Annotated in this window: 19 protein-coding genes; 8 read left to right on the top strand and 11 right to left on the bottom strand. The window is 59.7% G+C overall.

Annotated elements, in window-relative coordinates:
- Positions 1–11: 11 nt before the first annotated feature.
- The 4 genes from AB6B39_RS02715 to AB6B39_RS02700 all read left to right on the top strand — a co-directional run bounded on the left by AB6B39_RS02715 (position 12) and on the right by AB6B39_RS02700 (position 2,867).
- On the top strand, positions 12–638 hold the full coding sequence (locus AB6B39_RS02715) for a LysE family translocator (protein ID WP_371398685.1): 627 nt from the start codon (positions 12–14) through the stop codon (positions 636–638).
- Positions 639–807: 169 nt separating this feature from the next.
- Positions 808–1,329 carry an inorganic diphosphatase gene (gene ppa, locus AB6B39_RS02710; protein ID WP_284371540.1) on the top strand — a complete coding sequence of 174 codons (522 nt, stop codon included), beginning with the start codon at positions 808–810 and terminating at the stop codon, positions 1,327–1,329.
- Between the two features lie 20 nt (positions 1,330–1,349).
- Positions 1,350–1,766, top strand: coding sequence for a hypothetical protein (locus tag AB6B39_RS02705; protein WP_284371538.1), 417 nt, complete (start codon positions 1,350–1,352; stop codon positions 1,764–1,766).
- Between the two features lie 123 nt (positions 1,767–1,889).
- The gene (locus AB6B39_RS02700) at positions 1,890–2,867 is read left to right on the top strand and encodes a chromophore lyase CpcT/CpeT (protein WP_284371536.1); all 978 of its coding nucleotides are present in this window, start codon (positions 1,890–1,892) and stop codon (positions 2,865–2,867) included.
- Here AB6B39_RS02700 and AB6B39_RS02695 read toward each other — a convergent pair.
- Positions 2,849–4,201: an MATE family efflux transporter gene (locus tag AB6B39_RS02695; protein WP_284371534.1), complete on the bottom strand. Its 1,353-nt coding sequence runs from the start codon at positions 4,199–4,201 to the stop codon at positions 2,849–2,851. The two genes, AB6B39_RS02700 and AB6B39_RS02695, sit on opposite strands and share 19 nt — an antisense overlap.
- 24 nt (positions 4,202–4,225) lie before the next feature.
- On the bottom strand, positions 4,226–5,002 hold the full coding sequence (locus AB6B39_RS02690) for a YebC/PmpR family DNA-binding transcriptional regulator (protein WP_284371533.1): 777 nt from the start codon (positions 5,000–5,002) through the stop codon (positions 4,226–4,228).
- Positions 5,003–5,421: 419 nt separating this feature from the next.
- On the opposite strand from AB6B39_RS02690, the gene AB6B39_RS02685 reads away from it, so the two are divergent.
- From AB6B39_RS02685 to AB6B39_RS02675, 3 genes are read left to right on the top strand one after another with little or no spacing between them, the layout of a single operon-like run.
- Positions 5,422–5,925, top strand: a complete 504-nt coding sequence (locus tag AB6B39_RS02685; protein ID WP_284371530.1) for a DM13 domain-containing protein — start codon at positions 5,422–5,424, stop codon at positions 5,923–5,925.
- Positions 5,925–6,557, top strand: a complete 633-nt coding sequence (locus AB6B39_RS02680) for a TetR/AcrR family transcriptional regulator (protein ID WP_284371528.1) — start codon at positions 5,925–5,927, stop codon at positions 6,555–6,557. Before AB6B39_RS02685 ends, AB6B39_RS02680 begins: the two co-directional genes overlap by 1 nt.
- Positions 6,558–6,560: 3 nt before the next feature.
- Positions 6,561–7,046, top strand: coding sequence for a DoxX family membrane protein (locus tag AB6B39_RS02675; RefSeq protein WP_284371526.1), 486 nt, complete (start codon positions 6,561–6,563; stop codon positions 7,044–7,046).
- A 157-nt stretch (positions 7,047–7,203) separates the two neighbouring features.
- Here the strand turns inward: AB6B39_RS02675 and AB6B39_RS02670 are convergent, their stop codons facing one another.
- The 3 genes from AB6B39_RS02670 to AB6B39_RS02660 all read right to left on the bottom strand — a co-directional run bounded on the left by AB6B39_RS02670 (position 7,204) and on the right by AB6B39_RS02660 (position 9,964).
- Complete coding sequence (locus AB6B39_RS02670) at positions 7,204–7,974, bottom strand: hypothetical protein (RefSeq protein WP_371398684.1); 771 nt, start codon at positions 7,972–7,974, stop codon at positions 7,204–7,206.
- 158 nt (positions 7,975–8,132) lie between these two features.
- Complete coding sequence (locus AB6B39_RS02665) at positions 8,133–8,942, bottom strand: TIGR00282 family metallophosphoesterase (RefSeq protein WP_284371522.1); 810 nt, start codon at positions 8,940–8,942, stop codon at positions 8,133–8,135.
- Positions 8,939–9,964, bottom strand: a complete 1,026-nt coding sequence (locus AB6B39_RS02660) for a PhoH family protein (RefSeq protein WP_284371520.1) — start codon at positions 9,962–9,964, stop codon at positions 8,939–8,941. Before AB6B39_RS02660 ends, AB6B39_RS02665 begins: the two co-directional genes overlap by 4 nt.
- Before the next feature lie 187 nt (positions 9,965–10,151).
- Between AB6B39_RS02660 and AB6B39_RS02655 the strand changes: the two genes are divergently transcribed.
- A complete protein-coding gene (locus AB6B39_RS02655) occupies positions 10,152–11,153 on the top strand; it encodes an agmatine deiminase family protein (RefSeq protein WP_371398683.1) in 1,002 nt (333 codons plus the stop codon).
- Positions 11,154–11,210: 57 nt separating this feature from the next.
- Here the strand turns inward: AB6B39_RS02655 and AB6B39_RS02650 are convergent, their stop codons facing one another.
- The 6 genes from AB6B39_RS02650 to AB6B39_RS02625 all read right to left on the bottom strand — a co-directional run bounded on the left by AB6B39_RS02650 (position 11,211) and on the right by AB6B39_RS02625 (position 17,646).
- A complete protein-coding gene (locus AB6B39_RS02650; protein WP_284371516.1) occupies positions 11,211–12,671 on the bottom strand; it encodes a mechanosensitive ion channel family protein in 1,461 nt (486 codons plus the stop codon).
- A 106-nt stretch (positions 12,672–12,777) separates the two neighbouring features.
- Positions 12,778–13,842 (bottom strand): alpha/beta hydrolase, encoded by a 1,065-nt coding sequence (locus AB6B39_RS02645; protein WP_284371514.1) that lies wholly within the window; start codon positions 13,840–13,842, stop codon positions 12,778–12,780.
- Between the two features lie 128 nt (positions 13,843–13,970).
- Complete coding sequence (locus AB6B39_RS02640) at positions 13,971–14,321, bottom strand: plastocyanin/azurin family copper-binding protein (RefSeq protein WP_284371512.1); 351 nt, start codon at positions 14,319–14,321, stop codon at positions 13,971–13,973.
- Positions 14,321–16,195, bottom strand: a complete 1,875-nt coding sequence (locus AB6B39_RS02635) for a sensor histidine kinase (protein WP_284371510.1) — start codon at positions 16,193–16,195, stop codon at positions 14,321–14,323. The genes AB6B39_RS02640 and AB6B39_RS02635 overlap by 1 nt, the downstream gene beginning before the upstream one ends.
- Positions 16,192–16,716, bottom strand: coding sequence for a group I truncated hemoglobin (locus AB6B39_RS02630; RefSeq protein WP_284371507.1), 525 nt, complete (start codon positions 16,714–16,716; stop codon positions 16,192–16,194). The genes AB6B39_RS02635 and AB6B39_RS02630 overlap by 4 nt, the downstream gene beginning before the upstream one ends.
- A gap of 3 nt (positions 16,717–16,719) precedes the next feature.
- The gene (locus AB6B39_RS02625; RefSeq protein ID WP_284371506.1) at positions 16,720–17,646 is read right to left on the bottom strand and encodes a DUF3034 family protein; all 927 of its coding nucleotides are present in this window, start codon (positions 17,644–17,646) and stop codon (positions 16,720–16,722) included.
- Positions 17,647–17,775: the final 129 nt, after the last annotated feature.

The following is a 17,775-nucleotide window of genomic DNA, read 5'->3' as shown; positions in this document are numbered from 1 at the left end:
CTAGCGCTAATATGAGGGGCATCGCGTTGGATTTCGAAACATGGCTGAAACTGGTCGTGCTGTTTGGTGCGGGCGGATTGACACCGGGACCGGCGGTCATGCTCGTGATGGCGAGTTCCTTTCGCTATGGGTTTCGCCCTGCCATGCTGGCCGCTTTCGGGATTGCGGCGGCCAATGTCCTGTGGCTGCTGCTGGCGGCCAGTGGGACGGGCGCCCTGCTGGAGGCCTTTCCAGCCGTCACCTTCGCGCTCAAAATGCTCGGCCTGCTGGTCATTCTCTATCTGGCGTTGTCCGTTATTATCGGGCCCTTACCCGATATGTCGGTCGGCAGCGAAGATGCGCCGCGGCGGTCGCGCCTGTTCGCCAAGGGGCTGGGGCTGCAGATCAGCAGCCCGATGCCGCTCGTCTATTTCGGCATTTTGCTGCCGGTTTTCTTCGATCCGGCCAAACCCATGATTCAGCAATTTCTGATCATGCTGATCACCGTCACCGTAACAGAGATTTGCGGGCTGGCCGTCTATGCCGGCTTCTCGCGCTGGATCCGCACGAAGCTGCAGGATCCTCGCGCTGCGAAGGCGTTCAACTGGATCATCGGAATCGTCATGATCATTTCGGGCGGCTGGGCGATCCTGGGGTGAGGCGCCGTCAGGCAGAGGGACTGCGAAATCCGGATGACTTGACTCCAGACAATGGCGGTCGTCTCAAGCGCGGGTAGGCCTTGCGGAGCGGCGCAGAGGCTTCTATGGGCGGCGCGACGTTACTGGTCTTTTGGGCCAGCCCCTTTAATCGTTTAGCGACCCAGCCCCGATGAACCTCTCAGCCATTTCCGCCGGTGAGAATCCGCCCGATGACATCAATGTCGTCATCGAGGTCCCGCTTGGCGGCGAACCGATCAAATATGAGCTCGACAAGGCCAGCGGAGCCATGTTCGTGGACCGCTTTCTCTATACGTCCATGCGCTATCCCTGCAATTACGGCTTTATTCCGCACACGCTGTCCGATGACGGCGATCCGACGGATGTTCTGGTCGTCGGCCAGCGTGCGCTGATGCCGGGTTGCGTCGTTCGCGCCCGTCCCGTCGGTGTTCTGATGATGGAAGACGAAGCGGGTCTGGACGAAAAGATCGTGGCTGTGCCGCACACTAAATTGACGCCCTATTATTCGCAGATCCAGACCTATCGCGATCTGCCGCAGGTCCTCCAGGACCGGATCCCGCACTTCTTCGCCCATTATAAGGATCTGGAAGAGGACAAATGGGTCAAGGTGCTGGGCTGGGGCGGTCTCGACAAGGCACGCGAATTGATCGCCAGCGGCATTGCCGCAGGCTGAGTGAACCCGGAGTCGATGTCATGATGCGATCGATCCTTATCCTGACCAGCGTCCTTATTCTGGGCGCGAGTGGTCTGGCCGCCGCGGATGAGCCTGTGGAGACACAGGCCACGCCCGCCGCGCTTCTGCTGGACGCTCTGGCACAGCAGGGCCTGACCGAAGACGCGTCCACCCCGGCCCCATGGTCACCTGACCTGAAACAGGGCCTCAATAGCTTTTCCGGTCGCGCGCCCGTCTGCCTGCGCCAGTGCGAAATCAAATTTGTCGATGGCTATGAGAGCTGCGCAGCCCTGTTCGAAAAACTGGCCGCCAAGTCGCCGCAGACAACACAAACGCCGCGATCCGAAATGTGCGGACGCGCGGCCCTGTCCGGCTTGAACGTCTGTCGGTCCGACTGCGAACAGCTCAATCAGCCCGAGGCTCAAGCCAGAGACTGACTCCAGAGACATAAATCTCAGTGGCTCTCGTAGCGTCCAGCCTTGGGACTATGCCGAAGTCTGCGTCTATGCGACAAAGTCACTATGACATGTCACTCACCCGACAGCCGCCGAATTGGCTCGATGCGGTTCCTGCCGGCTTTCCTGCTCTTGACCCTGCTCCCCGGAGCCTGTCTCTCATCTGATGTGGTCCCTCAAGCGGACGATGCCACGCCCGAAACTTCACTGACTGCGGAGCAGCAGCTGGCGCGCTTCGTCACGATATTCCCGGGTCGCTATGACAGTACCCGCCAATGGCTTGACGAGGCGAGATCAGATCAGCGTAACTATCGGCGGCACTCCATTTTCCGACGGGTCGAAGTCCCGGCTCTGGGTGACATCGTTTTTCTGGCCCATCAATATCGCGACGGCGATCCGCAAAAAGTCTACAGGCAACGGCTCTATACGTTAAGCCTCGCAGACTCGCGGGAGGATGCGGCCTTTCGCCTGCGGGTTCATGTCCCCCGGACGGACGACATGTTGGCCGGGGCCTATCGCGATCCGTCGCCCCTATCCGTCTTGGGGCCGGATGACTTCACCGTCTGGGAGGGCTGCGATCTGTTCTGGTCGCTGGACCGGCGGGACAATCAGGACCGGTTTGTCGGCACACTCGACGAAGGCGCCTGCCGTTTTTCATCCGACGCGTTCGCCCAAGACATTGTCCTGGAAGAAACGCTGACCCTCACGGCTGACGGGATCACCTTTGCCGATCGCGGGCTCAGCCTGACGGGCGACTGGCTGTTCGGCATGCGAGGGGCGGTCCCGAACATATCGCTGAAAGTCCGACCCTTTCTCTGTCAGTCGGGCATCAGGACGGCGTGGCTGCACGATCAGGGCGGAACCTCGGACGCACTCGGCTTTCCGATCCGGCTCGACCGCTTGCGCTCTGCGGACATGACGGGATTGCGCCTGACAATCCCGTTCGCGGAGCAAAGGGATCTGACAGTGCTGGACCGATGGGACGCCGAGCAGATCAGCTTGGACGCCCAAGATAGACGCGTGGTTTGCCGACATGCGCCGGAAACGCTTTATTCCGAGACGATCTATTCCGAAGCCGACTGAGTTTCCGGGCCGATATGTCGAAGAATGCGGGGATAATAGACGCCCAAGGTTAGCGCGCGCACCGCGTAATAGAACAGGAACGCCAGCCAGATACCAGCTGGACCTGTCAGCGGGACCAGGACCGTATGCGCGCCGATATAAAGCACGACAGCAGCCACTCCGGCGTTGCGCATCTCCGCCGTGCGGGTCGTTCCGATGAAGATACCGTCCATCTGATAGGCCGCGAAGCCGATGATGGGGGCCAGTGCAGCATAGGGCAGATAGGTTCGCGCCATGTCCCGCACGGCCGGATCGATTGACAGACCGTCGATCAGGAAGGGCCCCAGCCCAATGATCAGCGCGCCGATAATCAGCGCGAACAGGGCCGAAAAACGCGTCGTCAGGCGCACGGCACGGTTAAATCGCCGTCTGTCCTTAGCTCCATAGGCCGCCCCCGTGACGGCTTCCGCCGTATGCGCAAATGCATCCAGCACCAGCGCGCTCATCGTGATCAGCTGCATGTGAATATGGTTGGCCGCCATGAAAAGCGATCCTTCCGACGCGGCGGCATTGCTGAAGAAGTTGAATCCAAGCGTCAGCGCCAATGTACGGATGAAGATGTTGGAATTGGCCACGCCGAGCCGCCGTAGCTGGACCGGGTCCAGAAGGTTCGAGCGGGTCACAACCCCAGGCTGTAGCCCGCCCCGCCGGATGAATTCGCGCCGCATCAGCATCAGCCCCATGCCGAAGCCCGCCCATTCCGCGAGAGCCGACGCCAGTCCCACGCCATACAACCCCGCTCCCAAGCCGATCACGAACAGAGGCGACAAGACGATATTGACGAGGTTAAGGACGACCTGGAGCTGCAGCGCCAGACCGGCCCGGCTGATCCCGACGAACCACCCCATCAGAGCGATGGTCCCCAATGTCGCGGGCAGACCCCAGAGCCGGGCCTGAATATAGGTCGAGGCTTCTGCTTCGAGAGCCGGATCTGCGGTAAAGATGGCGAAGGCGGCGGGAAGCAGTAATAGCTGCAAGGCAAAGACCAGCGCGCCGATCAGGAGGCCGAGTGGCACGGCCCGTAATATATGGCCCTGAACGCCTTCGACATTTCCGGCCCCGTCATCCTGAGCCGCCAGCCCTGCCGTGCTCATGCGCAGAAAGCCAAAGCCCCAATAGACGATACCGTAAATGACCGCGCCCAGACCAATCCCGGCCAGCGCCTGGGTCCCGACAAAACGTCCGATCACGAATGTATCGACCAGCCCGACGACCGGCGCAGCCGCATTGGCCAGCATGATCGGCCAACTCTGGTTGAAAACGGCCCTGGCCGTAAGCGTGTGCGTGGCGGCCACAGTGTCTAGCCGCGCTATGCTGCCCTAATCGTCTTCCAGACGCGCGGCAGCTTCATCCGTCATGTCGAAATTGTGGAAGACGGACGACACGTCATCCAGATCTTCCAGCGCGTCATTAATCCGCATGACCTGCGCAGCAATGTCCGGGTTATCGATATCGTTCTGGGCTTTCCAAACCAGATTGACCGATTTGGCTTCTCCGAACTTGGCTTCCAGATTGGATGCCACTTCGCCCAGATCATCGCGCGCAGTCCAGATCGTGTGAACGGGTTCATATTCATCCCACTGATCTTCCGCTGGGTCGTCATGTTCGACATCGTCCGCACCCGCTTCGATCGCGGCTTCCATGACCGTATCTTCATCGGCTGTTTCCAGCGCATATTCAATCTTGCCAACCTGATCGAACATGAAAGCGACGGAACCGGTTTCGCCCATATTACCGCCATTCTTGGAAAAGGCGGTACGGACTTCCATAGCCGTGCGGTTGGTATTGTCCGTGCTGGCTTCGATGATGAAACCGATACCGCCGGGGCCGAAGCCTTCATAGCGCATCTCTTCATAGTCTGCGCCGTCACCGCCTGCGCCCTTGTCGATCGCGCGCTGGATATTGTCCTTGGGCATGGACTGGCCCTTGGCGTTGGCGATCGCTAGGCGCAGACGCGGGTTCATGTCCGGGTCGCCGCCGCCCATTTTGGCAGCCACGGCGATATCTTTGGCGAGTTTTGAGAACAGCTTGGAGCGCAGCTTATCCTGGCGACCCTTGCGGTGCTGGATATTGGCCCATTTGGAATGGCCTGCCATGGTGAACCTCGTTTTGAAATCGTCTCTGGCGGTAAAGTTGCGCCCCTGTAACCAAGCAAGGCTTTGGCGGCAAGCCAGCGGATCGCCCCGAAGGCACCCTGTTCCCATCATTCTCACACATCCGTGACGTGGCGTGATAAACCGTTACTGGAACGATCGGTACACATGTGGCTTGAAGGTGGTGACAGGCACAACCGTCTGCCCCCGGACCATAAAAATAACCGGGATCACAAGAAAAAGAGAGAGAGAGCCCATGTCGCAGGACCATACATTTTCCCACCTGTTTACCTTCGCCATTCTGGGCGGGATCACGGGCAGCCTTGTCTACCTGCTGCTGACCACAAGCACAGGTCTCTACTAGGCCGCCGTCCCGCTCTCGCTGGACCTTTTCCTTTTCTCCCGTCACAAGGACCAAACCCATGAAGACCAATTCCGATATATCGCGCGCCGTGCGGGCCCGCCTTGCCACCGTCGCCGCCCTCGGCGTGATCTACCCAGTCGCCGCGCTCGGCGCAGCGCTCTGTGCAACAACCATGTTCTCCGGCGCCGCCTTTGCCGCCGAGGCCTCTGCGGCTGTGCAGGTCGACCATACCTCGTCCGCACCCGCTGAGTTTCAAAAGAAAAGCTTCTCGCTGAAAGGCTCCGTGACTATCGAGCAACGCGGCGATCGCACCGTCATCGTCTTTTCCGATGATTTCCGAACCAAAAACGGCCCGGATCTGAAAGTCTTCCTGTCGCAAAACACTGTTACGGACGCGACTGGCCGCAACGCCACACAGAGCGCGGTTCGGCTGGGCGTCTTGACGTCCAACAAGGGCGGGCAGGAATATGTGCTGCCGGCAGGCATCAATCTGGCTGACTACAATTCGGTGCTTGTTCACTGCGAAGCCTACAGCAAGCTCTGGGGCGGTGCGGATATCTGATGAACGATACTGGCGCAGACATGACTCCGACCAAAATGGGCCGCCCCGCCCTGTTCGACCCCGACCGCGTTGTCGAACAGGTCGCGGACCTGTTCTGGGCGCACGGTTATGACGGCGTGTCCCTGTCGGACATTACGGCGGCCACAGGCCTGTCGAAATCTTCGCTTTATAATAGTTTCGGCGGCAAGGACGCCCTCTTTGCCAAGGCACTCACCCACTACCATGACCAGACCGTCCAGGCCGGGGCCGACTGGCTCGCGCTGGATGATGGGACCGACCCGATGGAGAAACTCGACCAGTTGTTATCTGGCCCGGCTGATGACGTTCATGGCCAGAGCGACCTGCGGGGTTGTTTCCTTTGCAACACATCAGCCGATGGCATCGGGCGAGCGCCGGATGTCGATCGGCTGATCGGCAAAGGCTTCGCCCAGCTCGAAGCCGGACTGATGGCTCTGTTCCGGCGCTTCTCCCCCGACGCCGCGACCGATACATTGCACAATGCAGCGCGCCTGGCGCTGACGACCTATACCGGGCTGCGCGTTCGCAGCCGGACCCAACCCACACGCGCCGAGTTTGACTCCGTGCGGATCGCGACGGTTCAGGCCGTTCGCGCCATTCTGAAAGAAAGTTGACCCATGTCCATCCTCAAGAAATATCTGCCGATTGGCCTGAGCCTCTTCAGTGCCGCCATCTTTATCGACAGCTTGCGCTTCAAATTCACAGACGCGCCTGAAACCCAGACCATATTCGGAAAACTTGACGCCTGGGCGACCGGCTTCGGTGCCGACGGCATTTTCGACAAAACTGGCATCTTCTCGCAATATGTCATCGGATCGGCCGAACTGGTCGCCTCGATCCTGCTGCTGATTGGCCTGTTCTCACGTTTCGTGAAATGGGGCGTCGTCGGCAATCTGATCGCGCTCGGCGTGATGACGGGCGCTGTAAGCTTCCACCTGTTCACGCCGCTCGGCATCGACCCGAACAATGATGGCGGACTGCTCTTCGTTATGGCCGTTCTGGTCTGGCTGTCGCAAATCATCATGCTCTATCTGCGCCGCGACACGCTCGGCGGACTACTCAGGAACCCGCTCAGCCTGTTCAAGGCACCAAGTCAGACTTAGGCTGGAAAAGCGGGATAGATTGTCATGCTGGAACACCTCCTCGAACAGGCGCCCTGAGGCGCTCCTGTGCCGGATCGCCAGAACGCTATGGGCGGGTTTGCAATGAGGGGCTCGACAATTCCGAGACGAAAATCAGAGAACCCTTCCTCTGATCGTTTCACCCTTCCGGGGCGGCTTCAATCAGTTCGAGGTCGCTCACGCTCAATTCCATGACATTGGTGATATTCTTGCCCAAGGCCGTGACCTGCACATCCATGGAAAAACGCGACACATAGGGATGACCGTTAGGCGCGATGGAACAGCCTTGTTCCATCCGCATTTCCCGGATCTTCGCGATCAACAGAACCGTCATCGGTCGCGTAATGTGGAAGGCCGCTTCCTGTATGCGGCCAGACGGCTTGTGATAAACCAACTCGCCCTCCAGCCGATCAGACAGTTTCTTGGCCATGGACCGTTCCTTGCGGTCCAGATCCCGGTCGCCGGTCTGCATGAAGAGAGACACCATGCGCTCCGCCGTCGGACGTAGACGGGCCATGGCGTCCGTCTCTTCAAGAACGGTAAAGTCTTCAGGATTCGGGGTCGCCCCTGCCGGGTTGCACCAGAAGCTTTGCGCCTGCGCGGCAGGCGTTCGGTCTTCATCTTCGATCTCTTCGATCATTTCGCGCAGAGCTTTCTCCATCTCGCCACGCGCATCCTCGGTCTGCTCCAGCACTGTGACACGCTCACCCGGCGGCTGCGACGGATCGATGCGCAGTTTGGCAATAAGCGGATCGTGAACATCGTCACCTTTCGAGCCCGACACGACCACATCGACCGTATGCCGATAGGGGACGAAGTCCGGCGCCGCGGCGCGGCCCACAGCATCATTGCGGGCCAGAATATCGAAAATATCCTCAGCCTGCGCCGGAACAACCATGACCCCCGCCATGAGAACGGCCATCACAAGAGAGTTGAGGGCGCCAATGGGCCCGGAAGCAAAGGATCGAGTGGTCATGACAGGCTTCATGCCATGCGAGCCAACCTCATCAAGGGTTGATATGCAGCACGCGACGCGAATAACCGCGGCAGTCACGACGCTCTGACTGATCAGGCCGCCGGCACCTGATCGGCCAACTGTCCCCCGATCCGGATCGGTTCAGCCCGCACAGCCAGCCCGCGCCCATCGGTTTCGACGAAGACACCGCAGAGCGTCCCGGTTCCGGTCGCTGGTTCGAACCGGGCGGACCGCATGCGCGTGGTGAAGCGACGCAGCGGCTCATCGATTTCCATCCCGATCACGGAATTATAATCGCCGCACATGCCTGCATCGGTCTGATACGCCGTGCCCTGCGGCAGGATCCGCGTATCGGCTGTGGGAACATGCTGATGCGTGCCGACAACCAGCGAGGCGCGGCCATCGCAGAAATAGCCCATCGCGTTCTTCTCGCTCGTCGCTTCGGCGTGCAAATCAACGACGACGATGTCGGCGACTTCCCCCAAAGGGGCGGCTGCCAACTCACGCTCGGCGGCCTGAAACGGATCATCCAGCGCATCCATGAAAACGCGACCATGCAGGCTGACGACCAGCATTTGATAGCCGTTCACATCATAGAGATTGGCCCCGCGCCCCGGCGTGCCGGGCGGGTAATTGGCCGGGCGCAGAATACGCGGATCATTATCGATCAGGCTGATGCCCTGCGGTTGATCGAATGTATGGTTGCCCATCGTCAGAACATCCGCACCTGCATCGAACAGCTGCTCCGCCGTTCCAGCCGTAATGCCGAAGCCGCCCGCCGCATTCTCCGCATTGATAATGACCGCATCCAGCTCCAACCGTTTGCGCAGGCCTGGCAGATGATCTGACACGGCCCTGCGCCCCGACCGTCCGACGACATCGCCGAAAAAGGCGAGTTTCATTCCTCTTCGGCCTTGTCGGCGCTGCGGGCGATCGTTTTCGTCACGCCGTCGCGCTCCGATCCTTTGACGGCCCGGGTCGGGCTGTCGGCCTCATAGGCGTCGACAATCTTGCCGACCAGCGGGTGACGGACCACGTCTGCGCCCTTGAAATGGATCTGGCTGATGCCGCGAATGCCCTCCAATATATTGAGCGCATGCGCCAGACCGGAGGGTTGGCTGCGCGGCAGATCGGTCTGAGATGGATCGCCCGTCACAGCATATTTGGCCCGCTCGCCAAGGCGCGTCAGCACCATCTTCATCTGCGCGACCGTCGCGTTCTGCGCTTCGTCGATGACGACGAAGGCATCGGACAGCGTCCGCCCGCGCATGAAGGCCAGCGGCGCGACTTCGATGTCGCCAGCGGCGCGGCGGCGATCCACCTCATCACGGCCCAGCACCATGTGCAGCGCGTCCCAGATCGGCTGCATATAGGGATCGACTTTTTCGTTCAGGTCGCCGGGCAGGAAGCCGAGCTGTTCGCCCGCTTCGACCGCCGGGCGGCAGGCGATGAACTTGTTGACTTCACCGCGCGCCAGCAATGACGCGCCATAGGCTGTCGCCAGAAAGGTCTTGCCCGTGCCTGCCGGACCGACGCCGAAAGTGATGGTATCGTCGCGCATGGCATTGATGAAGGTTTCCTGCCGCGGCGTCTTGGGCACAATCGGACTGCGGCGCGGAAAAGGAATGATGGCCTCGGCGCTAGCCGCCTTGACCTTACCCTGCCCCATGGCGCGGATCAGCGCGCGAATGTCGGACGGACCACATGGCCAGCCACGCTCCAGCCGCTGGTAGATTTCCTTGACCAGTTCGCCTGCGCGCGCACGGCTAGGCGTGTCGCCATTAATGTGCACGGCGCTTCCCGGCGCTTCGATATAGACGTCGAACGCGTCTTCGATCAGCGCCAGATTGGCATGGTTCGGGCCACACAGTTTTCGCACCAGCGAGGCATCGGAAAATTCAAGAATATCGGTCTGTTTGCTCACACTGTAGGAAATAGAGGCGGATCACGATAAAAGCGACTGATGATTGTGACGGAAACGAACCTTTATGCAGACAAAGCGCAGAATTTCGCCGGTCGCGGCGCGTCTGGCGGCTGGCCTGACAGTCGCCGCATGTTTGATACTCACGGCTTGTGGCTCCAGCCGTAACACCGCGCCCGTCAATAACGTTGTGAATACCGATATCCCCGGAGCCACTGTGAACCCCTCGCCAGATCGGGAGCTCATCATTCTCGGCGCGCCGGGTCGCGACGGCTATTATGATGCGGTCCTTGATGAGATTGTCGATTTTCATATCCATTACGCCGAGCAGATCAGCCGTCATGACGATGTGATCGTCCTGACCGGGCCGCAGCTGTATGACCTTTATGTCGACGCGCTAGGAACTGACCGCGTTGCCAATCGCGCCGTGGCCGATATCTGGATGCGGGATTTTGCCCCGCTCAATAGCGAAGCCCCTGTCATGATGCGCTATTCGGCGGCTGGACAAGGCGGCGGTCGCAAGAGCCAGCGCGAAGCGGATTACGTTCAGGCCGGTCTGGCCCGCTTGCTCAGGCGTGCCGGGATCGATGTCGCAGATAGCGAGCTGATCAATGATGGCGGCAATTTCGTCGACGATTATCATGGCCGCGTCGTGATCAGCCGGAAATTCCTGCGCGATAATAATCTGAGTGAAGATCAGGGCCGGTCCGCCATTGGCGCGGCGACAGGCGCCGATCACATCGCCTTTATCGATGCAGACGAACAGGGCGGTCTGGAACATGCGGACGGGGTCGTCGCCTTCATTGCGCCCAATGTCCTGGCCATTAACAGCTATCCCGAAGACCCCGCCTATGCAGCAAAGCTCAAGGCGGACCTGCGGACCGGGCTTCCAAATGTGACGCTGCATGAAATCGTCACGCCCTATGATGGGGACCGGATCTATGATGCCCGCTTCGGGTCGGCCTGCGGACTCTACACCAATATGCTGGTCACGATGGACCGCATCTATGTGCCCCAATTCGGTATTCCCGAAGATGCAATAGCGATCGCGCAGCTCGGCGGCTGGACGGACAAGACGCTGATCCCCGTATCTTCCGCGCAGGTCTGCCGCATGGGCGGTGGTGTGCGATGCATGAGTTGGCAAGTGCGCGGCAACATGGCCGCACAGCTAAAGGCGTGGTTGCGCCAATAATCGCCTGTTCGTTCACATCGGAGAGGCCGGAAGACAGCGCTTCAATGGCCGACGCGCTTACTCGGTCTTTACACTTTTCTCCGCCATCCTGACGGTAATCTCGGCCGGGGCGCGTAAATTCAGATCGCGCTGCGGGAACGGGATTTCGAGCTCATACGCCTCAAGAGCCGTATGCAGCGCCCAGTTGTAATCCGCCATGACCCGACCCGGACGTTTGACCGCACGATCATTGAGCCAGACGACCAATTCATAGTTCAGGCTCGAATCGCCAAACTCGACAAGCCACACCTGCGTCTCTTTACCCGGCTCCTTGACCGTCCATTCCACAGCTTCCGCAGCCTCAAGCGCCGCTTTTCTGACGACCTCCTTATCGGTGCCATATGCGACACCGAAAGGCACGCGCAGACGGCGTCTGGGATCGCGTAACGTCCAGTTGATAACCTGAGCCTTGATGAACTCCTCATTTGGAACAAGAATATCGACGCTGTCATTGGTAGTCACCAGCGTTGACCGGATATTGAGCTCCTTGACCTGTCCGCGCACGCCGGATTGCAGCTCGATAAAATCTCCGACTTTGATCGACTTCTCGAACAGAATGATGATGCCCGAAATGAAGTTGGAGAAGATCGACTGCAGGCCAAAACCGATACCGACGCCGATCGCGCCGGACACAACGGCAAAGGCGGTCAGTGGAATGCCGATACTCTGCAGGGCGATGATCACGGCCAGGATCATCAGTCCAATCTTTGCCACCTGTCCCAGCAATCCGGACATGGATGGTGTCAGCCGTGGCGAGGATCGAAGGGAGCTCTGCGCTGCATCGCCTAGAATGCGCCCAATCCAGAGCGCGGCAATCGCCAGGATGAAACTGGTCAGCACATCCAGAATCGATATGCGTGTACCACCGATCGAGAGGGCAGCGCTGTCCAGCGCGCCCGTCAGCGGGTCGAGCAGATTGAGAATATAAAGCGCGGCGACACCCCAGGCGGTAATGGCAATGAGCGTCCGCAGCGGCCCGGCTTCCATGTTCCGCGTCAGCAAGCGGACGATGATGGCCGCATTGGTCAGGCTCGCGGCGATCCTGAGAATATTGGACGGCAAGCCGGCTGCCGAGAAAATAAAGGTGGCCAGCCAGAGCAGAAGCACCACGAAGAGCGGCCACATGATGCCAGCAATGGCATTATACGCTTTATGGAGAAACGCATCCGGTTTGCGCGCAGCGCGCATCGCCTCGACACGCTGTTTTGGCCCCCGGGAGAGAATAAAACCCAGAATGGCGGCCAGCAGAATAGCCAGCAACTGCCACAGCGATGAAAGCGAAAGAAGCTGGTCCAGGACACTCAGCCCCCAGTCCTGCGCCTCAGTCAGCATATCCTGAAAAGACCGACTGACTTCGACGTCGACTTCGTCAAACACTCCCTGAACCGTATCGGGGGTCGGGTCGGCATCCTGCACATCGGGTTCGGCCTGCGCTGGCATATCTTGGGCTGGCATATCTTCGATCTGCTGATCCTGCATGACGATCTCCCCTGACGATGCCCGAATGCCGGGTCCTCGTACTGAGCAACCCTATATGGGATCAGCCGGAAAGATACGACTCATCTGTTGCGACCGATCCCCGGCCTTAGCCTTTTACGAAGGCGGCGATCGCCGGGACGACACTGTCGGCCAGCGGCAGGTCGGGATCGGCATAGGTCGCCAAATTACCCCCACGGTCTGCGGGTGCGTCCTTGAGAATGTGATTGACGCCGGGCAGCACGACCAGCTCGGCCCCGGCATCCGCCAGGCGCTGCGCGTCCTCGACCGTCACCTGAATGTCATGCTCGCCTTGCACCACAAGAACGGGCGCATCGATCGCTGCGACCAGTGTGGCCGGGTCAGTCGCAAACATCGATTTCAGGAAGTCTTGGACCATGGGGTTGAACAGGCCCTGCAGCGCAGGATGCATGCCGGAGACATCAACACTGTCCCCCGCCTCCAGACTGTCGATCGTCGACAGCGCATTCGGTAGAAGTGGCGCATTGGCAGGATTGGCCCGGAGCTGTTCGCGCAGGACATCGCCCAGCATGCGACCCGGCGACGCGACGAGGATCACGCCGCACAGGCCCTCATCCATCTGCGTCGCGGCGGCGCTGACCATGAGACCGCCTTCGGAGTGACCCAGCAGATAGACGCAGTCATTGCCGCTTTCTTCGCGTAATAGCCCCGCCCAGTCGCGATAGTCCTGGGCATATATGTCGACGCTCACCGCATTTGGATCGCCTGCGCCCGCACTGCCGAACATGCCGCGCTTATCGATCCGCAGTGAGGAAATCCCGGCATCCTGAAGGCCGTCGGCGAGTAACTGATAGGTCTGCGTCGGGCCAGCCATCGGGTTGTTCCCGTCTCGGTCCGTTGGGCCCGAGCCCGGCACGATCAGGATGGCTGGCGCACCATCGCCGGCACTGCGGAACGATCCGGCCAGATTATTGACAGTCAATTCCCGGTCGGTCCGGGCCACCGCGGGCGCACTCACTTCCGTCGGAGCGTCTGCCTCGGCCGCAGGGGCATCCGCCATCATCTCTTCGGAGGCTGTGTCGACTGCGGACGGGCCTTCGGAACAGGCGGAGAGCATCAGTGCCGTTAGCGACATGACGGAGGCAGCGAAAAATCCGGGGCGATATTGTCTTGGGCGTTGTCGTTCGGACATGGGGTGGTTCTCCTTTAAGTCGGTTGAACCCTATCCCATCGATGCAGAGCGTCAAATTCATTCCGAAACGAATGCGCCCTTTCATGATTACCGACATGCGCGGTCCTGACGGCGCAGGACAATGAGATTCAGGGCGTGACTGTCACATCCAGCTTCATCTTCGGGTGGATGGCGCATCGCACCTCATATCGGCCCGGCGCGTCGAACTGAATGTCGCGAGTCTCCCCCTCCTCCATCGAGCCGGAATCAAATCGCAGTGCCTCGCTATCGACGAAGGCGTGATGCAGGAAAATATCATCATTGATGACCCGCAGCGTATCTCCCGGTTTAATCGTGACGGCACCGGGCGCATAGGTACGTTTTTTCTGTGAAATCATGACGACACTGGACGATTGCGCCATCACGCCTGCGGGAAATGCAATCAGTGAAATGATCAGGGCTTTCGTCAGGGTCGACGGGGCTTTTCTCTGTCTGGACATCAGGCGGCTTCTTTCCGGCTGGTGGTTCGGGGCGATTGCGTCGATTGCGGCAACGTCACTGTAAAGACGCTGCCCTTGCCGGGAACGGACCGGACAGACAGGTTTCCGCCCAATCGGCGGGCTATTCGATCGACAATGCTCAGCCCCAGACCTGTTCCATCAACAGCGCGGCTATAACCCGCATCCAGCTGGATGAAGGGCTGGCATATCCGGTCGAAATCGTCCGGTTTGATTCCGATCCCGGTATCGATGACATCCAGCCGAAGCCTGCCGTCCGGGCGAACATTGATCTGAGCCTTGACCGCACCGCCAGGTCGATTGAACTTCACGCCATTATCGAGCAGTTTGAAAACCAGCTGCGACAGATCATCCATCTCGCCCTTCACCTCGCAGGCATGGTCGGGTCTGTTCCAGATTAGCTTTACCGAACGTTCCGCGGCGAGGGCCGTCAAATCCTTCATGCCCGCATCGACCGCCGATCGCAGATCCGTACTGGGTAGTTTTCCAAGATCGACAGGGTCGGTTTCGCCATTGGCGATTTCAAGCATGTCGCGGACGATCTGCGCGATCTTCCCGCCGCTTTCCGAGATCAGACCCACCATACCCGCATATGACGCATGACCGTCGTCTTTTGAAAATTCACGCTGCAGTACATCCGACAGGCCGACAATCGCATTGAGTGGCGTATTCAGTTCATGCCCCATCGCTGCAAGAAACATCGTCTTGGCACGGCTGGCCGCCTGGGCGTCTGTCAACGCGATTCGCAAACGTTCGGACCGATCGCGCGATTCCGTAATGTCGCTCCAGATGAACAGGCGTCCGCCTTCGCGGGTCGTGGAGGCATTGACCCGCACCCAGCGACCGTCGGGCAACTGGAAATTGTTACCCTCTTGCAGTCCAGCGCTCCCGATCGTCCGCGGGACACCGTCAATTCCGAAATGAGACTCGCATGGCGACCCGACAATATCTCCTGTCAATTGGGCGTCGAACAGGCTCATCACACCGGGATTGGCAAGTATGATGCAGCCATCGACATCTGTCAGCAGGATCGCGTCCTTGGAATTTTCCAGTGAATCTGCCAGCCGATGCTGAGCCAGCGTCCGCAGGTCCTGCTCCATTTCCATGCGTTCGCGGATATTGCTCTGCATGTCGCGCATGGTGCGCAGCAACTGTCCCGTCTCGTCGTCCCCGCCTTTCGGGATCAGCGTATTCAGGCGTCCGGCCGAAATCTGTTCTGCGACCCGCGCCGCAGCTTTCAGCGGTCGCACGATCGTCAGGGCAAGCCAGATGCTGAGCCCCACAGTCAGAAACAGGGCTGCGCTGAGGGCATAGCCCGTATAGCGACGGACCAGCGCCATGGCACTCAGGGCAGCTTCCCGGTTGCGAAAGCTCTCATTGGTCTGCAGTTCGACGATAATGTCGAGATTGGTCTCGATCGTAAGGGCCAGCGATTCCAGATCCTGATCTATGCGCCCCGCAGCCGTTTGCCCGCGCACGCGATTTTCCCAAATCCGGAAATCCTGCGCGACATCTTCGAAGAAATCATCGGCCCGGGGCGCAATCGATCGTTCGCGGGCAACAGCCAGATCTTCCGTGAACCGGACACTCAGCGTATCGAATGCCGCGAACGGGTTATCTGGATCGGATGGTCGGAACACTTCCAACTCAAGCGCGGCGAAAGCCTGACTGGCCGAGCGCGCAAAGTTAATGGCCATCAACGGCCTATCGAACGTGTCTGTCACGACTTGGCCCGCATCATTGATCGACAGAAGCGCATAGCCACCGAGGCTTGCGATCAGCACCGTCATGGCCAGAAATCCCGCAAACAGTTTCTGTTTGACCGAGACAAGCAGTCGAGGGGCCTGAAGGCTCACCGGTTCCCCACAGGCGCGCGTGAATGGCTATTGGGCTTCCCGTTGCGTGGCGGAACGGCTGAGCGCTCCGTCACATCATTATGAAACGGTGCCAAGCGAGCGAGCAGCCGGTTCTGGGTCCGGAACGCAACACCCTGTTCGTCCATCGCGTCCTGCATATATTCGACCAGGCGATTGAAATGTCGCGTTTCGATCCCCAGACCGTCATGCGCACGGCGCATATGCTGACCATCGTAAACGCAGGGACCATCAGCCAGATGGCACATATGAAGAACCAGCATGGACTGGAGCCGGTCCATGTCGGAATTGGCAAAGATCGGTGCCATCTCCGGATCGGCCAGCGAACGCGCCAGCATATCAGAAATGACCGCGCTCAACACGGCGTAACCGCCAAAATCGTCATAGAGCGTTGTGCGCTCACCCGCGAAGGCCGGGATCTGGATCAGAAGCAGGCCCGACGCCAGAACGAACGACGCCCCTCGTTTTAATCCTTTGAAGAGGGGCCGCGGTAGGACGGACATCACCTAGAACCCCAACTGAACAGATCCGTAGACACCCTGCTGTCGACCCTGCAGGGCGATCGGCCCCAGATCGACGGCGGCCAGGGTGAACGATACAGACTTGTTGGGGAACCAGGCAGCGTAGGCGGCCATGGCATCGCCTTCTTCGGCAAAGGCCAGATTGTCAGGCTTCGTCCGATAATCTGCGCCCAGCACCAGATGGCGCGACACCATATAGACAGCTGAGCCTTCGACCTGCAGCGAATAATCATTATTGTTCGGACCGCCAAACCCTAGCAGCCCCAGCTGATTGGCCTTGGTTCCGCGCAACGACGCACTGAGCAGGAGGTTTCTGTCGAGCACCAGCTTGGATGCAGCAGCATAGAGATCGACACCGGACCGACTGGTTGCGCCGAGCGCGCCGACAAGCTCGCTATTGGCTGATGATTTGAACTGCGCCCCGACGGAAATCTGCGGCATCAGACTGTTCTGATCGAAGACCAGATCGCCGGCCACTTTCACCTTGGCACCGACGATATCCTGATGAAATTTGTAGCCGTCTCGCAAGCCCAGTTTTGGCCCCGTCGCGCCCGTGTCGAAGGTCTGGCGTGCATAGGACAGCTCGATGCGGTTGCCGACCCCCACTGCAGCCCCTGTAACCTGCAAGTCGAAATCATCGAGCGCGGCCCGCGAGTGGAAGGCCGTCGCCCCGTAACTGTCCCTGGATCCATATCCCGTAATGGTGGCCCAGCTTGCAAGACCGGCCCCGCCTGTTCCTTCGACTTGGCTTACCCCACCCGTCGCCAGCAGTCGTCCCTGATCGGGGCGCGCCAGGTCCGCCATAGCGCAACCCGTCACAGCAAGCCCCGCAGCGACCGCAATCGCGCGCAGCATCTCTCTGCGCAGGTTAGCCAAATGCGGCTTCGTCTGTGTCGAAGATCTCGATGTCATGATGCAGTCAGGCTCTAATTATTGCTGGTTAATGAGCCGTTGATCCATAGGCGCCACTAAGATTGGCGATCAGATGTTTGCTTTTGCGTCAGAGCCTCATAAGGTCGGGAAAAGCCACCCGATTGATGA

This window comes from Algimonas porphyrae (assembly GCF_041429795.1).
Taxonomy (GTDB): domain Bacteria; phylum Pseudomonadota; class Alphaproteobacteria; order Caulobacterales; family Maricaulaceae; genus Litorimonas; species Litorimonas porphyrae.
Note: the sequence above shows the minus strand (reverse complement) of the source record. Positions and strands in the feature narration are given on the sequence as shown.